This is a genomic window from Luteolibacter yonseiensis, assembly GCF_016595465.1.
Classification (GTDB): Bacteria; Verrucomicrobiota; Verrucomicrobiia; order Verrucomicrobiales; family Akkermansiaceae; genus Luteolibacter; species Luteolibacter yonseiensis.
Map to the genome: position 1 here is coordinate 211,654 of NZ_JAENIK010000001.1, position 16,431 is coordinate 228,084.

Below are 16,431 nucleotides of genomic sequence, written 5' to 3' on the forward strand. Positions count from 1 at the left end.
CGTCATGCGCGTCGCGAACGTCTTCTTTTCTTTCCTTCGATGTTGAATGTCCGGCGTTGGATGTCCGATGTTCCCCTATGCTTTCTTCGCGAGCAGCGCGTCGAGGACCTGACCTCCGTCCACGATCTCGATCGGCCTGTTCCCCGGTGACATGAGTTCGGAATCCGAGTTGATGCCGATCTGGTGATAGATGGTGGTGGCGAGGTCCGCGACGCCGACGCCGTCGGTATCCACCTCTCCGCCGAGGGAGTCGGACGCGCCATGGACGTAGCCTTGTTTCATGCCGCCGCCCGCGAGCATGGTGGAGAAAACGCGCGGCCAGTGGTCGCGGCCGCCGGTGGCGTTGATCTTCGGGGTGCGGCCGAACTCGCTGGTGACCATGACCAGCGTCGAGTCCAGCATGCCGCGCCGGTCGAGGTCGCGGATGAGCGCGGCGATGGCCTTGTCGGTGGGCGGAAGCTCTTTCTGGATGCCCGCCTTGAGATTGTCATGGTGGTCCCAGCCGCCGGCGGTGAGGGAGACGAAACGCACGCCACCCTCGATGAGGCGGCGGGCGAGGAGCATGCGCTGGCCCGCGGCGGTGCGGCCGTACTCGTCCTTGAGCGCGTCCGGCTCGGCCTTGAGGTCGAAGGCCTCGCGGGCTTTCTGAGAGGAAATGAGCTGGTAGGCGTGTTGGTAGAAGGCGTCCATCGAGTCGATGGCGTCGGATTCCTCGAGCGTGCGGAAATGGTGGTCCACGGTTTCCAACAGGGACCGGCGTTTCGCGAAGCGGGCGTCGTCCACGCCTTTCGGCAGGTTGAGATCGCGGACCTGGAAGTTGCCTTGGGCGGGATCCGCGCCGAGGGCGAAGGGGCCGAAGGCGGAGGAAAGGTAGCCGGAGTTCGCGTATTCGTTCGGCACGGAGGGCACGCAGACATACGGCGGGAGGTCGTTTCTCGAACCGAGTTCGTGGGAGATCACCGAGCCGATGGACGGATACTCCAGCGCGGGCGACGGGCGGTAGCCGGTGAACATGTTGTGGGTGCCGCGCTCGTGGGCGGCCTCGCCGTGGGACATGGAGCGGATGATGGTGACCTTGTCGGCGATCTGCGCCGTCTCCTTCATGAACTCGCTGAACTGGATACCCGGGATTTTGGTGTCGATGGCTCCGAATGGCCCCCGGTATTCGGCGGGTGCGAAGGGTTTCGGATCGAACGACTCCTGGTGTGCGATGCCGCCGGGCAGGAAAATGTGGATGATCCCCTGGGCGACGGCGTCGTGCCTGCCGTAGGTTTTCGTCGCGGCCCGTGCCTGGTTGCTGAGGAACTGCGGCAGCGTGAGGCCGAGTCCGCCGAGCAGGCCGACGTAGAAAAATTCGCGGCGTGAGGAATAGCGCTCAAGGGGATTTCCCGGGCATTTGTGCTTCATGGCGGACGAGGGTGGATCGGCTCGACAGGCGGATACGCGGACGGGTTTCACATCATTTCAAAAATGAGCCGCCGCCACCTTAAAGGTTGGCGCGGAGTGCCGCGTGTTTTATGAATCGTGCGATGGATGTGCCACGAGTGGAAGGACTGAAGCCGAAGAACCTGATTGGCCACGGCGGGTGCGGGCGCGTTTACCGCGCTGAGGATGAGTCGGCGGGAGAATGCGCGGTGAAGATTTTCGAAAGGCCGTCCATTTCTCCGGAGCTTCTGAAACGTGCGACCGAGCGGCTGGAAACCGGCGGCTGGCCTGCCGGGGTCATGCGGGTGCTCGCCGCGGATCTGGAGGAGATGCCGCCGTTCTGGGTGATGCCGCTGCTGGTGGACCCCGTGGACGGAAAACCCCGGAGCATGCAGGTGTCGCTGGACGACCACCTTGGCACACGCTCGTGGAAACTCGTCAGATCGATCGGACGGGCCTTGGCAGCGATGCACGAGAGGCGGGTGGCGCACGGGAACCTGAAGCCGGGAAATGTGTTTTTCGACGAAAGGGGAGAGGTGCTGCTCAGCGACTGGGCGATCGGGAACATGCCGGGTGCCCAGGAGTTTCATTTCACCGACGCCGTGCTTTACCAAGCGCCCGAGCAGCTCCGGAACAAGGAGGGCTATCTGGAGGACGCCGGTTACCGGTGGGATGTCTTTTCCTTCGGGGTGTTGGCCTACCGGATCCTGACAGGCCGGTTTCCCCGCTGCCATGACACGTTCCACTTCGTCGCCCCCCCCGCGGGTGGGACGACGAAAAAGGGCATGCAGGCGGATCTCGGGAAAATCGCGAAAAACCTCGAGGCCGATGATTCCGTGACCTGGCCGGATGCGGCGAAGAACGACGTGGAGAAGGGATTCCGGGAATGGATCGAACGCTGCCTGCGCCTGGATGTCTCCCGGCGGCCCATGACGATGCTGGAGGTGGTGGCGGGATTCGTTGCTGCGGAAAACAAGGCGGCCCCGGTCGTGGAACCAAGAAAAGCGGAGCCTCCACGGCGGGCAGCCGAACGCACGGACGGGCGGCCTGACGGCAGAGTGTGGGGGTTGTTGTTTCTCGCCGGAGGAGCCGCGCTGGTATTCGCGGTGCTGTGGCGGAGCTCGGATGCGCAACTTTCCAAGGAGCGCGAGGAAAGGCGGAATGATGCGGCGTTGCTCAAGTCTTCCGACGACTCGGCCGCGACCGCGCGGGCGGACGCGGAGAAGGGGCGCGCCGAAGCGGAAACGCGGCGTGCCGAAGCGGAACAGGCGCTTTCCTACGAAAGGGAGCTGGGCATCGCCCGCTTGGAGGCCTCCCGCCTCATCGGCGACCAGCTTTTCACCTGGGCCATGGAAAAGGGAAACCGCAGCCTGCCGCCGCTCGATGGCCGGGAACTGCGGTTGAGGCGGCTGGAGCGTTATTTCACCGATTTCCTCGCCCGGACCGTGGATGTCCGGACGCTGGCGGACGAGCGCGCGCGGGTGATCATCCAGCTTTCGGAAATCTCCCTCGCCGCAGGAGACGCGTCGACAGCCGGCGCGCGGCTGAGGGAAGCGCTGAAGGCATGGGATACGATGCCGATGGATGCGGCGATGAAACTCCGCATGGCCACCAACTCCCTTCTCCTCGCCCTGCTGCATGGTGCGAACGGGGACCCCGGTGCCGGGGCGTCGTTCGTCGCCGCGCGCGCCGCTCTCACCGCCGTGCCCCAGGCCGAGGTCGACGCGGACCGGCTGAACCAACTGCTGGCGGTCCTTGATTTCCACGAGGCGAAACTGCTCGCCGCGAAGGGCGATGACGCGAAGGCCCTCCAGCAGCTCCTCCACGCGACCGAGACCCTGAACCGCATCGCCGACCTGCGGCCGGATGCCGCGGTCCTGAGGTCCGAGCTGGCGAACTGCTATCTCTCGTCCGCCACGATTCTCGAGGGCATGGGGAAATCCGGCGACGCCCGCGAGGTGCGCATGCTCGCATCGGTGGAGCTGGTGAAGCTCTTGAAAAACTCGCCGGACGACTTCGCCCTGCGCCTCGACCTGGCGGGCTGCTACAGCGCGATGGCGGAGTCCGCCGTGCTTTCCGGCGACATCGTCGGAGCGGAATCGATTTCCAAGGAAGCGATGAAGCTGCTGGACCGGCTGGTCGTCGAACAACCGGGCAATGCGGAAGCCGTTTCGCGGAAGGCCTCGCAGCTCGGACTGAGGGCGGGCATCCAGCGAGACAAGGGATTCGCCGCCGAGGCGATGAAAGGCTACGAAGAGGGGATCCGGATGTTGGAGGCCCTGCGCGCGTCATCGCCGGACAACGGGATGGCCGCCTATCGCCTGGCCCAGCTCTGGTGGCAGCAGGGGCGCATGCTGGGAATGTCCAACAAGCGCGGCGAGGAAATCGTGCTCATCGGCCAAGCGAGGGAATTGTTGGAAAAACTGGAATCCACCCCGGCGGCCAACGGCCCGCGTCCCGAGCAGTTGCGGAGCACGGCGGCCTACCTGTCCGGTGATCTCGGGCACGCGCTCCAGCTCGCGGGTCGCAAGGAGGAGGCCCGCGCCACGTTTTCACAGGCGGTCACGCTCTGGGACAATCTCTTGAAATCCCGCCCCCAAAGCGAGGAATACAGCGAAGGCCTCGCCTGGTGCCGGCAACGGCTGGATGATTTGAAATAATTCCTGGCTGATGAATATAGGTCCTATGGGACCCATAGGACCCATGACCTCCGCTCCGCCGTAACAGCGGAGCTTCCTATCCACAGGATCAGATCTGGGCGGCAGGAGGCGGCGGGGTTTTCCCGCGCAGCTTCAGGTTCAGCAGTTCCACGGCGAGCGAGAATGCCATGGAGAAGTAGATGTAGCCCTTGGGGATATGGAAATGCAGGCCCTCCGCCATCAGCGCGGTGCCGATGAGGATCAGGAACGAAAGCGCCAGCATCTTCACCGACGGATGCCTCGAGACAAAGGCGCTGATCGCCCCCGAGGCAAGCATCATGACGCCGATGGAGATCACCACCGCGACCATCATCAGCGAAACCCGCGACGGGTCGTTCACCATGCCGACGGCGGTGATGACGGAGTCCAGCGAGAAAATGATGTCGATCATCGCGATCTGGACCAGCACCGCGCCGAAGCTGGCCTTCGTCCGGCCGGCCGCGTGGGACTCCTCGTCGCCCTCCAGCTTTTCGTGGATTTCCTTCGTCGACTTCCAGATCAGGAAAAAGCCGCCGCCGAGAAGGATGAGATCCTTCATCGAGATACCGAGCATGCCGCCATGAGCCTGCGCGGTGGGCATCATGTCCCACAGCGCCGGATGGACGGGTATGGAAAACAGCGCGTTTTTCAAGCTCATGATCCATGAGATGGAAAGCAGCAGGAGCATGCGCGCGCCCATGGCCAGCGACAGTCCGATGAGCCGTCCCTTCGCCCGTTGTTCCTCGGGCAGGCGGTCCACGAGGATGGAGATGAACACGATGTTGTCGATGCCGAGCACGATCTCCAACAACGACAGCGTCAGCAGGGCGCCCCATGCCTGGGGATCGTGCAGCCAGTTGAACTCAAGCAATGAGGCGAGGATCATGACGGTAGGGAAAAGGACAGGGCGCGTTGTTTCATCTGGTTCGCCATGAGGTTGAGGGCGTTCGCCCGCGTCGGCGCGAGGTGCTCCTTCAGGCCGGTGCGGTCGATGAAGCTCATGTCGGCGGTGAGGATGTCATCCGGCGTCTCGTCATCCAGCACATGGACGAAGAGCGCGATCATGCCCTTGGTGATGAGGGAATCCGAGTCCGCGACGTAGCGGACTTTCCCGTCCTCCAGTTTCGCATCCAGCCAGACCTGGGATTGGCAGCCCTTGATGAGGTGCTCGGCATTCTTCGAAGCGTCCTCCATCGGTGCCAGCTTCTTGCCGAGGCTGATGACGTATTCGTAGCGTTCCGTCCAATCCTGGAAAAAGCCCAGTTCCTCGAGGAGGAGTGCCTGTTTGTCTGCGATGCTCATGTGGGACAAGTGGAGCGTGGGAAGCGATCCGCCGCAAGCCTGGATCAGGTCGCGGGAGCGAGCCGCTGCAGAAGGAGGGCTGAAACAAAGGCGATGATGGGGATCAACATGCACGCGAAGGCCCATGGATTGAGGAAATCCGCCGAACCCTGGAAGAGCATCGCTGAAACGGGCAGCAGCGTGATGGCGTCCACGAGAGGAATTCCCGCCAGCAGCCGGGAGACCAGAACCGGGATCGGTTTCCGCCAGATCCGCAAAGACAGGCTCGTCCAGAGAAGGTAAGGAAGCACTCCGGCGACATTCGGGGCGAACTCCACGAACTGCTTCTTGTTTCCCCACACCACCAGCACCGCCACCCCCAGCAGCAGTCCGCGGGACATCACGCCGATCCATTTGGGTGGCTCCGCGAGGGATTCATACCTCGCGGTGAGTGACAGCCCGACGATGTAGCAGAACAACGCCGCCGCGGCGGGCCAGACATAATCCAGATAAGGAAACAGGGCGACGCTCCCCATGAGAGGGAGAAGCGCCCTGCAAAGTCCCATCGGGATGACCCCCCACGTGGTGCGTTTGTGAACCAGCGTGTAGATGATGATGGAGAAGGCAATCCCCATCGCGACCCAGCCGCTGGGGTGGCTGGCTGCGAAAGCCGAGGCGAGTCCGAGGGTTGCCAACAAGGCCGCGGTGGCGGCATAGAGAGTCGGAGAGAACAGCCGCCGGGGCAAGGCGCGTTCCGGACGGTGGGTTTCATCCCATTTCCGGTCCATCCAGTCGTTGAAAAAGTTTCCACTCAGATAGAGGAAAACGCCGGCCAGGGGCAGGAGCAGCAGGCCTTGCCGCGGCAGGGGAGTGAAATGGTCGGACTGGTAGCGCAGCATTCCCAGGATCACCCCCACCCACACATTGCTCACCACGCTCGGGACATTCGCCACCCGGGCGGTGGACAGCAGGGCGTGGAGTTTTCCTTCTCGGTTCATCGGCGGACTCAGAATGAGCGGATTTCCATCCGGGGCGAAATGTTTTGTTTTCAGAATGCCGATTTCAGCGGGAGAATGGCGCGGATGGTGGTGTTTGAAAAACTACAGCTATGGGTGGACCCGGTGAAACGCCCGGGTCCCGAGGCGATGGCGGTGGACGAGTGGCTGCTGGAGACCGCCCGGTCGCCCGTGCTGCGGGTTTACGAATGGTCGGGGGATTGGGCGAGCGTCGGATACTTCGGCAGGATCGCGGAGGCGCGGGTGGCGTTTCCCGGTGTCGACATCGTCCGGCGCTGGACCGGCGGCGGGATGGTGGACCATCGGGCGGACTGGACCTACACGCTCGTCGCACCGCAGGGCGAACCGCTGGCGGGATGGCGCGGGGCGGAAAGCTACCGGCGCATCCACGCGGTGCTGGCGGAGGTTTTGACCGCCGAGGGGATTCCCGCCCGGCTGGGTTCGGGGGAGGGGGAAACCGGAGCCGCGCTCTGTTTCGAGAATCCGGTGAATCACGACCTGCTGGGAGCGGACGGCCGCAAGCTCGCTGGCGCCGGTCAGAGGAGATCCCGGACCGGATTGCTGCATCAGGGGTCGGTTGCCGTCGGTGCGGGGACAGACGGCATGCGGCGGCGTGCTGAAAGTCTGGCGGCCAGGCTTGGTTCCCGTTGGGATGAATTTTCCAATTTTCCGGATCGGGAGTATCTCAATGCGAGATGCGCCATGCGTTATTCCAGACAGGAGTGGCGGGAGCGCCGTTGAAAGGGTGATGTGATCCCGCAGATTTTAATGGGTTGCCTGTAAGATTTGCGCGGTATTTGTTAGGATAGGATAATTTTGATTTTCATAAATCGCTATTGTTGAGCTGTTTGTTATATTTTTAACAGGTTGGCACAGATGGTGCCATGTATACCAACGTTCTCCGGGGGGAGAAAACAGGAGCTTCGGCTCCACCAAATCGCCAGTCTGTTAAGTTTACTTAGCGGACTGGCTTTTTCCTTTTCGGGCACTTGGAAGAATCAACGGATCACGGCGATTCTACTGGTATGGAGCGAAGGCTCTGGTGAGAATTCCGCCGGACAATCTGATCGGCAACGCGTGTACGCCCACCCCACCAACGGTCACCTCCGGGACCGACCCCTAGAGCGATTCGAAATCACCCGGCTGCAGTTTCCTGCCGCCCGGATTTCCTGTCTTGCCTTCATCGGATTCCGCGCGCGCCCGCAGGCCGGGAAGGAATGCTCCCGCCATGGCTCCAGCCCCGGCTCCAGCCTCGGCTTCAGCCTCGGCTTCAGCCGCAGGTGTTTTTCCGGGCGGAGGATACGACCTGTCAACAACCCGCGCCGAGCATGACCAAGAGACCTCTGCGCCTGCTGCTGGCTGAAGAAAACGATGCGTCCTCCGCACGGATCCTGGAGGCGCTCGCACGCCAGGGGCATGAGCCGGAGTGTGTGCGCGTCTCGAAGGCCGGGGATTTCCTGGTGGCGCTGGACGAGGGGGATTTCGAAATCATCCTGTGCGGTTATGTCATGTCCGAGTTCGATGTTTTCGTGGCTCTCGAAATTCTCAAGGCCACGGGGAAGGACATCCCGCTGATCGCGATTTCCGGAAACTTCGGTGAGGAAATAGCGGTGGAGGCCATCCGCCGGGGAGCGGCCGACTATCTGTTGAAGGACAACCTCACGCGCCTCGGTGCCGCGGTGGAGCGCGAGATCGGCCTGGCGGCGGAGCGGAGGAAAACCGCTGAGAAGCTCCATGCGAGCGAGACCCTCCTGCGCATCGCCAGCAATGCCGCGCACATCGGCGGGTGGACCATTGATTTTCCGGAGAACCGCATCACCTGGTCGGACGAGGTCTGTGCGATCCACGAGGTGCCTCCCGGGACCTCGCCCGGGATCGAGCAGGCGCTGGATTTCTACGCATCCGAATGGCGTGGGAAGGTGGCGACCGCTTTTGAAAAATGCTTGTTCGAGGGAGCGCCGTTCGATGACGAGATGGAGATCGTCACCGCCCTCGGGCGGCGCATCTGGGTGCGGACCATCGGCGAGGGGATCCGGGATTCCGCGGGCGTCGTCACGCGGATCCAGGGCGCGCTGCAGGACATCACCGAAAAGAGGCGGGCCAAGGAGGAGGCCGAGCGGATGGCCCTGCGCCTGAGCACCACCCTGGAGAGTCTGACAGACGCGTTTTTCACCGTGGATCACGACTGGCGGTTCACCTACATGAACGCACAGGCCGAGCGGATGTTGGGGAGGACCCGCCAGGATCTGTTGGGGAAGGTGCTGTGGGATGAAATTCCCTGTCCGGCGGAAGATGGTTTCGGCGCGGCATGCCGCCGCGCGATGGCGGAGCAGGTCCCGGTCGAGCTGGTGGATTTCTATGTTTCCCGCGGCCGGTGGTTCGAGCTCCACGCCCATCCTTCGGTCGAAGGCCTCGCGGTGAGTTTCCACGATGTGACGGAGCGGTTGCAGTCGGAGGAGCAGCTCAGGATTCTTGAGAACTGCGTCTCCTGCATCAACGACATCGTCATCATCACGGAGGTCAGGCAGCCGGAGGAGGGCGGGCCGCGCGTGCTGTTCGTGAACGACGCCTTCGTCCGGCACATGGGCTACAGCCGTGCGGAGGTTCTGGGGATATCGCCCCGTTTCCTGCTCGGGCCGCGGACCCAGGAGGACAGGATCCAGCTCATCCGCGAAGCGGTGGAAAACGGCGAATCCATCCGCACCGAGCTCATCAACTACAAGAAAAACGGCGAGGAGATCTGTCTGGAGATCGAGATGGTGCCGGTGCTGGACGCCGATGGAAAGCTGACCCATCTCGTGGCGGTCGAGCGGGATGTGACTCAGCGGAAGGCGGAGGAGGAGGCGAACCGCGCCGATGAGCTGCGCTACCTCGTCCAGCGCAACGCGCTCATCGCTCTGACGAAAAGCAATGCGAACGACAGTTCGGCGATCCTCACCGCCTTCCGCCAGATCACCGAGACCTCGGCCAAGACGCTGAACGTCGCGCGGGTGAGCATCTGGCGGTTCACCGAGGACCGGGGAGCCCTCGAGTGCATGGATCTTTTCCAACTGGATTCCAACGAACACTCGTCCGGGATGGTTCTGGCGGCGGCGGACTACCCGGTTTATTTCAACGGGATCGCCTGCATGGAGCCGATCACCGCCGTGGACGCGCACACGGACCCCTACACCCGGGATTTTTCAAAGAACTATCTGTCACCGCTGGGCATCGGCGCGATGATGGACGTGCCCATCCACTACAAGAACTCGGTCAACCACGTGCTCTGCCTGGAGCATGTCGGTTCGTTCCGGCATTGGACGGATGACGAGAAGACCTTTTCCGTGGCGATCGGAAACCTCATCTCGCTCGCGCTCGAAAGCACGGAACGCGCCCGCGTGCAGCATGATTTCCTGATGAGCCACCACCGCTTCCAGTCGGTGGCGGCGGCGACCGACGACACGATCTGGGACTGGAACATCGAGTCGGACACCTTCTGGTGGAACGACGGCCTTTCCAGATTGTTCGGCTGGGAGGAGTCCAACAGCAACCAGTCCACCCAGGTGTGGATCCGGCAGATCCATCCGGAAGACAGGGACCGTGTCGTGGAGGGGCTGGATGCGGTCATCGCGAACGGGGAGAACCATTGGAAGGACGAGTACCGCTTCATCAGCCGGGAGGGGAAGACGTCCTATGTCCTGGACTACGGCCAGGTCATCCGCGACGCGTCGGGCAAGGCCGTCCGGATGGTGGGGGGGATGACGGACCTCACCGCCAGCAAGGCCGCGCAATGGGAGCTCGACCGCTCCCACCGGGCATTGAGGATGCTGAGCTCGTGCAATGAGATGCTGATCCGCGCCACGTCGGAAAAGGCGTTGCTTCAGGACGCCTGCCGCATCGCCGTGGAGATCGGCCGCTACCGCATGGCATGGGTGGGCTATGCGATGGATGATGAGAAAAAAACGATTTTCCCGCTCGCGCATGTCGGTGACGAGTCGGACTACCTGTCGGAAGTGACGCTGACCTGGGCCGGCGGGCACTCGCCGGACAGTGGTCCGGTGGGTCAGGCGATCCGCAGCGGAGAGCTTGTGGTGGTGGATGACATTCTGGAGAACCCGTCGTTCGACCATTGGCTGGAACCTGCGAAAAAACGCGGTTACCGCAGCGTGATCTGTCTTCCGCTGCGTGACGGGACCAGGGTCTTCGGCGCGCTCTGCCTCTACGGCACCGAACGGCATCCGGAGGTGGCGGACGAGCTCAAGCTGCTGCTGGACATGGCGAACGACCTCGCCTTCGGCATCGGCAACATCCGCAACCGCGAGGAACGCCAGCGCACGCAGGAGGTCGTGGTCAAGGTGGCCCAGGCGGTCTCGAGCGGGACGGGCGCGGAGTTTTTCAAACTGCTCACGCACAACATGGTCGAGGCGCTGGGTGCGAAATGCGGGCTGATCGGACGACATAACGCGAACGAGAACTCGATCGAAACCCTGTCTTATGTGTTTGAAGGCCGGCTGGAGGACAACTTCCGCTACGACCTCGACGGGACGCCCTGCGAGAATGTCGCGGAGGGTGAGATCTGCGTGATCGAAAAAGACGTGCAGGGATTGTTTCCAATGGACCACGTCCTGGTGGAGCTTGGCATCGAATCCTATGCCGGGATTCCCTTGTTCCACCAGTCCGGGCAGGTGGCCGGCATCATGATGGTGATGTTTTCCAATCCGCTGGAGGATACCGCGCTGGTGCAGTCGACCCTGCAGATCTTCGCCGCGCGGGCCGCTTCGGAACTGGACCGCCAGCAGGCGGATGCCCGGATCCGCGAGCAGGCCTCGCTGCTGGACAAGGCGCAGGACGCCATCCTCGTGCGGAACCTCGATCACAAGATCACCTTCTGGAACAAGAGCGCGGAGCGATTGTATGGCTGGACCGCGGAAGAGGCGGTCGGACGGCCGGTGCAGGAACTGCATTTCAAGGACCAGGCGGCGTTCCTCAAGGCCCACGAACAAACCCTGAGACTGGGCGAGTGGGTGGGGGAGATCACCCAGGTGGACAAGTCCGGCCGCGATCTCACCATCGAGGGCCGCTGGACGCTGGTTCGCGACGCCAACGGCGAGCCGGAAAGCGTCTTCGTCATCAACACCGACATTTCGGAACACCGCAAGCTGGAGCAGCAGTTCCTCCGCGCCCAGCGGCTGGAAAGCATCGGGACGCTCGCCGGCGGGATCGCCCACGACCTGAACAACATCCTCGCACCCATCTCGATGGCCGCCGAACTGTTGAAGATGTCCGTCTCCGACCCGCGCTCCGCGGAGCTGCTCAGGACCATCGCCAGCAGCGCCAAGCGCGGCGCGGACATGGTGGGCCAGGTCCTGTCGTTCTCCCGTGGCATGGACAGCCAGCGGGTGGAGGTCCATCCGCGCAAGCTCATCCTCGAGGTCGAGGCGATCCTCCGGGACACCTTCCTCAAGCGCATCCGGCTCGAGGCCGTCGCCCCCCGCGAGCTCTGGACCATCCATGGAGACCAGACGCAGCTCCACCAGGTCATCCTCAACCTCTGTCTCAACGCGCGCGACGCCATCGCCGGGAGCGGGAGGATTTCCATCCGGGCGGACAATGTCATCATCGATGAAAGCTTCGCCGCCATGAATCTGGAGGCGAAGGAGGGGGCGCATGTCTGCATCCAGGTGGAGGATTCGGGAGCCGGCATTCCTCCGGAAATCCTGGAAAAGATCTTCGATCCGTTCTTCACCACCAAATCCGTCGGCAAGGGAACCGGACTCGGACTCTCCACCTCGCTGGCGATCGTCAGGAGCCACGGCGGGTTCATCCGGACGGTGAGCCAGCCGGGCGAGGGGACCACCATGAAGGTCTATCTGCCGGCGCGGCAGGACCTGGACGACTCCGTGCTTGCGGTGAACCATTCCGAACAACCGCGCGGCCATGGAGAGATGGTCCTCATCGTGGACGACGAGATGTCCATCCGCCAGATCACCCAGCAGACCCTTGAAACCTTCGGCTACCGCACGTTGCTCGCCGAGAATGGAGATGAGGCGATTTCCGAATACGCCCTCCACCAGTCCGAGATCAGCGTGGTTCTCACGGACATGATGATGCCGGTCATGGATGGTTCCGCCACCATCGAGCTGCTCATGAGGATCAACCCCTCGGTCCGGATCATCGCCACCAGCGGCATCACCGCGAACCGCGAGCTCGCGGCCACCGCGGGTGCGGGCGTGAGGGATTTCCTGCAGAAGCCCTATTCCGCCGAGACCTTGCTGAAGTGCCTGAAGCGCGTGTTGTCGGAGGTGGATTGATTTTCCGGAACAAGTTCAATCTTGCTTACTCCGCCGGTTCCTCTGAAATTCGTCCGCAGCTTCCCTTCCTGATGTCCCTTACCTCCGCCAGTTCCCCGAACCTGTTGATCGTCGATGACGACGAAACCATTCAGCGGCTGCTGGTGATCGCCGCGCAGGATCTCGGCTGGCGTCCCGTCGCCGCTGCCTCCGGGCATGAGGCGCTGGACATCCTGAACCCGGCGATCGAGGCCGTCATTCTCGACCACGGCCTGCCCGGCATCAACGGGCTCCAGACTCTGGCCCGCATCCGCGAGGTGGACTCCACGTTGCCTGTCATCATGCTGACGGGCTTCAACGATGCCGAGACCGCCGTGCAGGCGCTCCGCACCGGAGCCGATGACTACCTGACCAAGCCGTTCGAGCTGAAACGCCTCTTCGACCTCCTGCGCCAGGCGAAGAGCAACCGCAAGGAAACACCTCAGGTTGCCGCGAGCATCGGCACGAAAAAATCCGTCAAGGGCACGTTGCACAGCGACAACCCGCAGCTCAGGCAGCTTTTGAACCATCTCGCGAAAGCGGCCAGGCTGGACAGCACCATCCTGCTGACCGGCGAGAGCGGCACCGGAAAAACCTTCTTCGCCCGCGAGATCCACCGGCTCAGCACCCGTGCTAACGAGGAATTCATCACGGTCAGCTGCCCGGCATTGCCGCGGGAGCTTCTCGAGTCCGAACTCTTCGGCCACGAAAAAGGCTCGTTCACCGGTGCCACCGCGTCGCGTGCGGGCCGCTTCGAGCAGGCGTCCAAGGGGACGATTTTCCTGGATGAGATCGGAGACCTGCCGCCGGAACTCCAACCGAAGCTTCTCAATGTCCTCCAGGACCGCGAGTTCTTCCGGGTGGGAGGAAGCAAGATGTTGCAGACGAACGCGCGCGTCATCGCCGCGACGAACGTGAACCTGCGCAACCGCGTCGAGCAGGGGGAATTCAGGGAAGACCTTTACTACCGCCTGAACATCATCGAGCTGAGGATTCCTTCCCTGCGCGAGCGGCGGGAGGATATCGCCGGTCTCACGCGGGACATCCTCGGGCAGATCGCCCGCCGCCGCGGCACGGAAGGCTGGCAGCTCTCGCCAAGCGCCATCGAGGCGCTGCGGAATTTCGATTGGCCGGGCAATGTCCGGCAGTTGGAGAACGTCCTGGAGCGGGCCACCGCCTTCGCGGAAAAACCGCTGCTCCATGCGGAGGACTTCATCAACCTGTTGGAGGGGCGCCGGGATCCGGCGGGTTCTCCCGCCGCACTCGGCCGCGGACTGACGCTCCAGGAAGTCGAGCGGGACGCCTTCATCCAGACCTATCTGCGGACAGGGAAGAACAAGGCGAAAACCGCCCGCGAACTCGGGATCTCCGAGCGCTCGGTTTACAACCTGCTCGGCCGCCATGGGCTGAAGTGATTAGCCCTTCTTCCTGGTGATCGCCACGGCGCATGCCTTGTAGTTCGGCTGGCGCGAGTGGGGGTCGAACGCGGAGTGCGTGAGCTGGTTCACCTGTCTGTAGTGCATCGGCATGAACACCTGGCCGCGCTGGACCGTCGGTGCGACATAGACGGCCGCCTCGATGTCGCCGCGCCGCGAGCGGATGTTCACAACATCTCCATCCTTCACCCCGAGCTTGCGGGCGTCCGCGGGATGGATCTCCAGGTAGATATGCTCGGGGTAGAGCTTTCTCAGGATGTCGGATTTTCCGGTCCGCGTCTGGGTGTGCCACTGGCTGCTGGTGCCCCGTCCGGTGAGCAGCGTGTAAGGGAACTCGAAGTCCGGCGGCTCGGGCAGGTCGGCGGGTGGCGAGAAAAGGAGCCTGGCCTTCTTGTCAGGAGTGTGGAAAACGCCATCCTCGAACAAACGGCGCGATTGCAGGTTCGCGACCTGGGAAACCTCCGATCCTTTCGGAAAGGGCCACTGCACGCCGCCGAGCCTGTCGATCATGGCATAATCCTCGATGCCGGTGATGTCGCAGGGACGATCCTTGGTGAGATCGCGCAGGAGCTTGAAGGCGGCTTCCGGATGGGTCCACTCCGAGAACAGATCGCCACAACCCCACGAATGGGCGATGAGGCGGAAGATCCGGAAATCCGAGAGGGCCAGGCCCGGAGCCCTTCTCACCGCCTTCAGCGTGCCGATCCTTCGTTCCGAGTTGATGAAGCATCCATCCTTCTCGCCCCAGCCCGCGGCCGGCAGCACCAGGTCCGCGACCTGCGCGCTCTCGGTGGTGCGGTACATGTCCTGCACCACCAGGAATTCCAGCTTCTCGCGCAGGGCGGCGAGGCGTCCGGAGTTGATCCACGAGTGGAAGGGATTCGTGGCGACGATCCACAGGCCCTTGATTTTTCCCGATTCCGCGGCGGCCAGGATTTCATCATACGCCATCGAGTATTCGGACGGGATGTTTTCGACGGGAATGCCCAGTCCTTGCGCAACCTTTTCGCGGTGTGCGGCGTTTGAGAAATCATGTCCGCCGACCAGCGAGGTCGTGTTGGAGAACAGGCGGGAGCCCATCGCGTTGCATTGGCCGGTGATCGAGTTCGGGCCGGTGCCGGGCTTGCCGATGTTTCCCGTGATGAGGCACAGGTTGATAATCGCCTGCGCGGTCCTGACTCCTTCGTGGGATTGGTTCACTCCCATGGTCCACCACCAGGATACCCGCTTGTCGGGATCCGACACGGTGCGGGCGAGGGCTTCGATCGTCTCCACCGTCTGGCCGGTGCGCCCGGCCATGGCGGCGGGGGAGTAGTCCTTGAGGAATCCGGCGAACTCCGCGAAGCCCTCGGTATTCGCCAGTGATTTCTCATCCACCCGCCCGTCGCGGATGATGCAGTGGGCGAGCGCGTAAAGCAGTGCCAGATCGCCCTTCGGCTTGAGCGCGATGTGCCGGGTCGCCGCCTGGGCGGTTTCCGTCGCCCGGGGGTCGATGACGATGATGTCCGGGTTCCGCTGGTTCCGCATCACCCGCTGCCACAGGATGGGATGGGCGATGCACAGATTCGCCCCGACGAGCACGATGACGTCTGACTCCTCGAAATCCGCATAAGTGGCGGGTGGCGCGTCGAAGCCGAAGGATTGTTTGTAGGCCGTCACCGCCGTGGCCATGCACTGGCGGGTGTTCGCATCGCAATGCAGGAAGCCCATCCCGAACTTGAACAGGCAGCCGAGCAGGGACATTTCCTCGAAAGGGATCTGCCCGGTGGAAAGGAACGCCACCGAATCGCGTCCGTGCTTTTCCCGGATGCCCTTCAGCCGTGTGGTGAAGGTGTCCAGCGCCGTCGCCCAATCCGTCTCGACGAGATTTCCCGCGGCGTCGCGCAGGAGCGGAGCGGTCGCGCGGTCCGGGGAATCCAGCGGGTCGAGCGCCTGCCAGCCTTTCGGGCAGGCCATGCCGAGGTTCACCGGGTATCCCGCCTGCGGACTCAGGTTGATGGCTTCGCCGTTTTCGTCCAAGTGGATCTTCAACTGGCAGCCGGTCGCGCAGTAGCCGCAGATGGAGGTGGCCGCGGAGCTCGGCATCAGGCGCGAGGGGATTTTCCCCAGGCCGAAGTGGCCGGGTTCCTGCACCAGGTCGCGGGTGAGGGGACCGGTGTGTTGCTTGAGAAATCGCGTGAGCATCAGGAAAACAATGGGAGCCGGACGCAGGATAGCATGCGGCGTGCGAACTCCCACGATCAATCCGGCCCCGGTCCCGGAGATTTCTCATGAATGGCATGAAATC

General features: G+C 63.1%; 9 protein-coding genes. 4 read left to right on the forward strand and 5 right to left on the reverse strand.

The window, feature by feature from the left end:
• Positions 1-75 precede the first annotated feature (75 nt).
• Positions 76-1,407 (reverse strand): DUF1501 domain-containing protein, encoded by a 1,332-nt coding sequence (locus JIN84_RS00805; protein WP_200349108.1) that lies wholly within the window; start codon positions 1,405-1,407, stop codon positions 76-78.
• Positions 1,408-1,529: 122 nt separating this feature from the next.
• On the opposite strand from JIN84_RS00805, the gene JIN84_RS00810 reads away from it, so the two are divergent.
• Positions 1,530-4,085 (forward strand): protein kinase domain-containing protein, encoded by a 2,556-nt coding sequence (locus JIN84_RS00810; RefSeq protein ID WP_200349109.1) that lies wholly within the window; start codon positions 1,530-1,532, stop codon positions 4,083-4,085.
• 88 nt (positions 4,086-4,173) lie between these two features.
• Here JIN84_RS00810 and JIN84_RS00815 read toward each other — a convergent pair whose 3' ends face one another.
• The 3 genes from JIN84_RS00815 to JIN84_RS00825 are packed head-to-tail and all read right to left on the reverse strand — an operon-like array spanning position 4,174 to position 6,382.
• Positions 4,174-4,989: a TerC family protein gene (locus JIN84_RS00815; RefSeq protein WP_200349110.1), complete on the reverse strand. Its 816-nt coding sequence runs from the start codon at positions 4,987-4,989 to the stop codon at positions 4,174-4,176.
• Positions 4,986-5,405 carry a SufE family protein gene (locus JIN84_RS00820; RefSeq protein WP_200349111.1) on the reverse strand — a complete coding sequence of 140 codons (420 nt, stop codon included), beginning with the start codon at positions 5,403-5,405 and terminating at the stop codon, positions 4,986-4,988. Before JIN84_RS00820 ends, JIN84_RS00815 begins: the two co-directional genes overlap by 4 nt.
• 44 nt (positions 5,406-5,449) lie before the next feature.
• Positions 5,450-6,382, reverse strand: coding sequence for a UbiA family prenyltransferase (locus tag JIN84_RS00825; protein ID WP_200349112.1), 933 nt, complete (start codon positions 6,380-6,382; stop codon positions 5,450-5,452).
• Positions 6,383-6,421: 39 nt separating this feature from the next.
• On the opposite strand from JIN84_RS00825, the gene JIN84_RS00830 reads away from it, so the two are divergent.
• The 3 genes from JIN84_RS00830 to JIN84_RS00840 all read left to right on the forward strand — a co-directional run bounded on the left by JIN84_RS00830 (position 6,422) and on the right by JIN84_RS00840 (position 14,123).
• Complete coding sequence (locus tag JIN84_RS00830) at positions 6,422-7,141, forward strand: lipoate--protein ligase family protein (RefSeq protein ID WP_200349113.1); 720 nt, start codon at positions 6,422-6,424, stop codon at positions 7,139-7,141.
• 587 nt (positions 7,142-7,728) lie between these two features.
• Positions 7,729-12,690 (forward strand): PAS domain S-box protein, encoded by a 4,962-nt coding sequence (locus JIN84_RS00835; RefSeq protein ID WP_200349114.1) that lies wholly within the window; start codon positions 7,729-7,731, stop codon positions 12,688-12,690.
• Between the two features lie 71 nt (positions 12,691-12,761).
• Complete coding sequence (locus JIN84_RS00840; RefSeq protein ID WP_200349115.1) at positions 12,762-14,123, forward strand: sigma-54-dependent transcriptional regulator; 1,362 nt, start codon at positions 12,762-12,764, stop codon at positions 14,121-14,123.
• Here JIN84_RS00840 and JIN84_RS00845 read toward each other — a convergent pair whose 3' ends face one another.
• Positions 14,124-16,328 carry a molybdopterin oxidoreductase family protein gene (locus JIN84_RS00845; RefSeq protein ID WP_200349116.1) on the reverse strand — a complete coding sequence of 735 codons (2,205 nt, stop codon included), beginning with the start codon at positions 16,326-16,328 and terminating at the stop codon, positions 14,124-14,126.
• Positions 16,329-16,431: the final 103 nt, after the last annotated feature.

What these genes read in the sequence shown, in the direction of transcription:
- JIN84_RS00805 (WP_200349108.1), bottom strand. Translation starts at nt 1,407, where the DNA reads ATGAAGCACAAATGCCCGGGAAATCCCCTTGAGCGCTATTCCTCACGC.
- JIN84_RS00810 (WP_200349109.1), top strand. Translation starts at nt 1,530, where the DNA reads ATGGATGTGCCACGAGTGGAAGGACTGAAGCCGAAGAACCTGATTGGC.
- JIN84_RS00815 (WP_200349110.1), bottom strand. Translation starts at nt 4,989, where the DNA reads ATGATCCTCGCCTCATTGCTTGAGTTCAACTGGCTGCACGATCCCCAG.
- JIN84_RS00820 (WP_200349111.1), bottom strand. Translation starts at nt 5,405, where the DNA reads ATGAGCATCGCAGACAAACAGGCACTCCTCCTCGAGGAACTGGGCTTT.
- JIN84_RS00825 (WP_200349112.1), bottom strand. Translation starts at nt 6,382, where the DNA reads ATGAACCGAGAAGGAAAACTCCACGCCCTGCTGTCCACCGCCCGGGTG.
- JIN84_RS00830 (WP_200349113.1), top strand. Translation starts at nt 6,422, where the DNA reads ATGTTTTGTTTTCAGAATGCCGATTTCAGCGGGAGAATGGCGCGGATG.
- JIN84_RS00835 (WP_200349114.1), top strand. Translation starts at nt 7,729, where the DNA reads ATGACCAAGAGACCTCTGCGCCTGCTGCTGGCTGAAGAAAACGATGCG.
- JIN84_RS00840 (WP_200349115.1), top strand. Translation starts at nt 12,762, where the DNA reads ATGTCCCTTACCTCCGCCAGTTCCCCGAACCTGTTGATCGTCGATGAC.
- JIN84_RS00845 (WP_200349116.1), bottom strand. Translation starts at nt 16,328, where the DNA reads ATGCTCACGCGATTTCTCAAGCAACACACCGGTCCCCTCACCCGCGAC.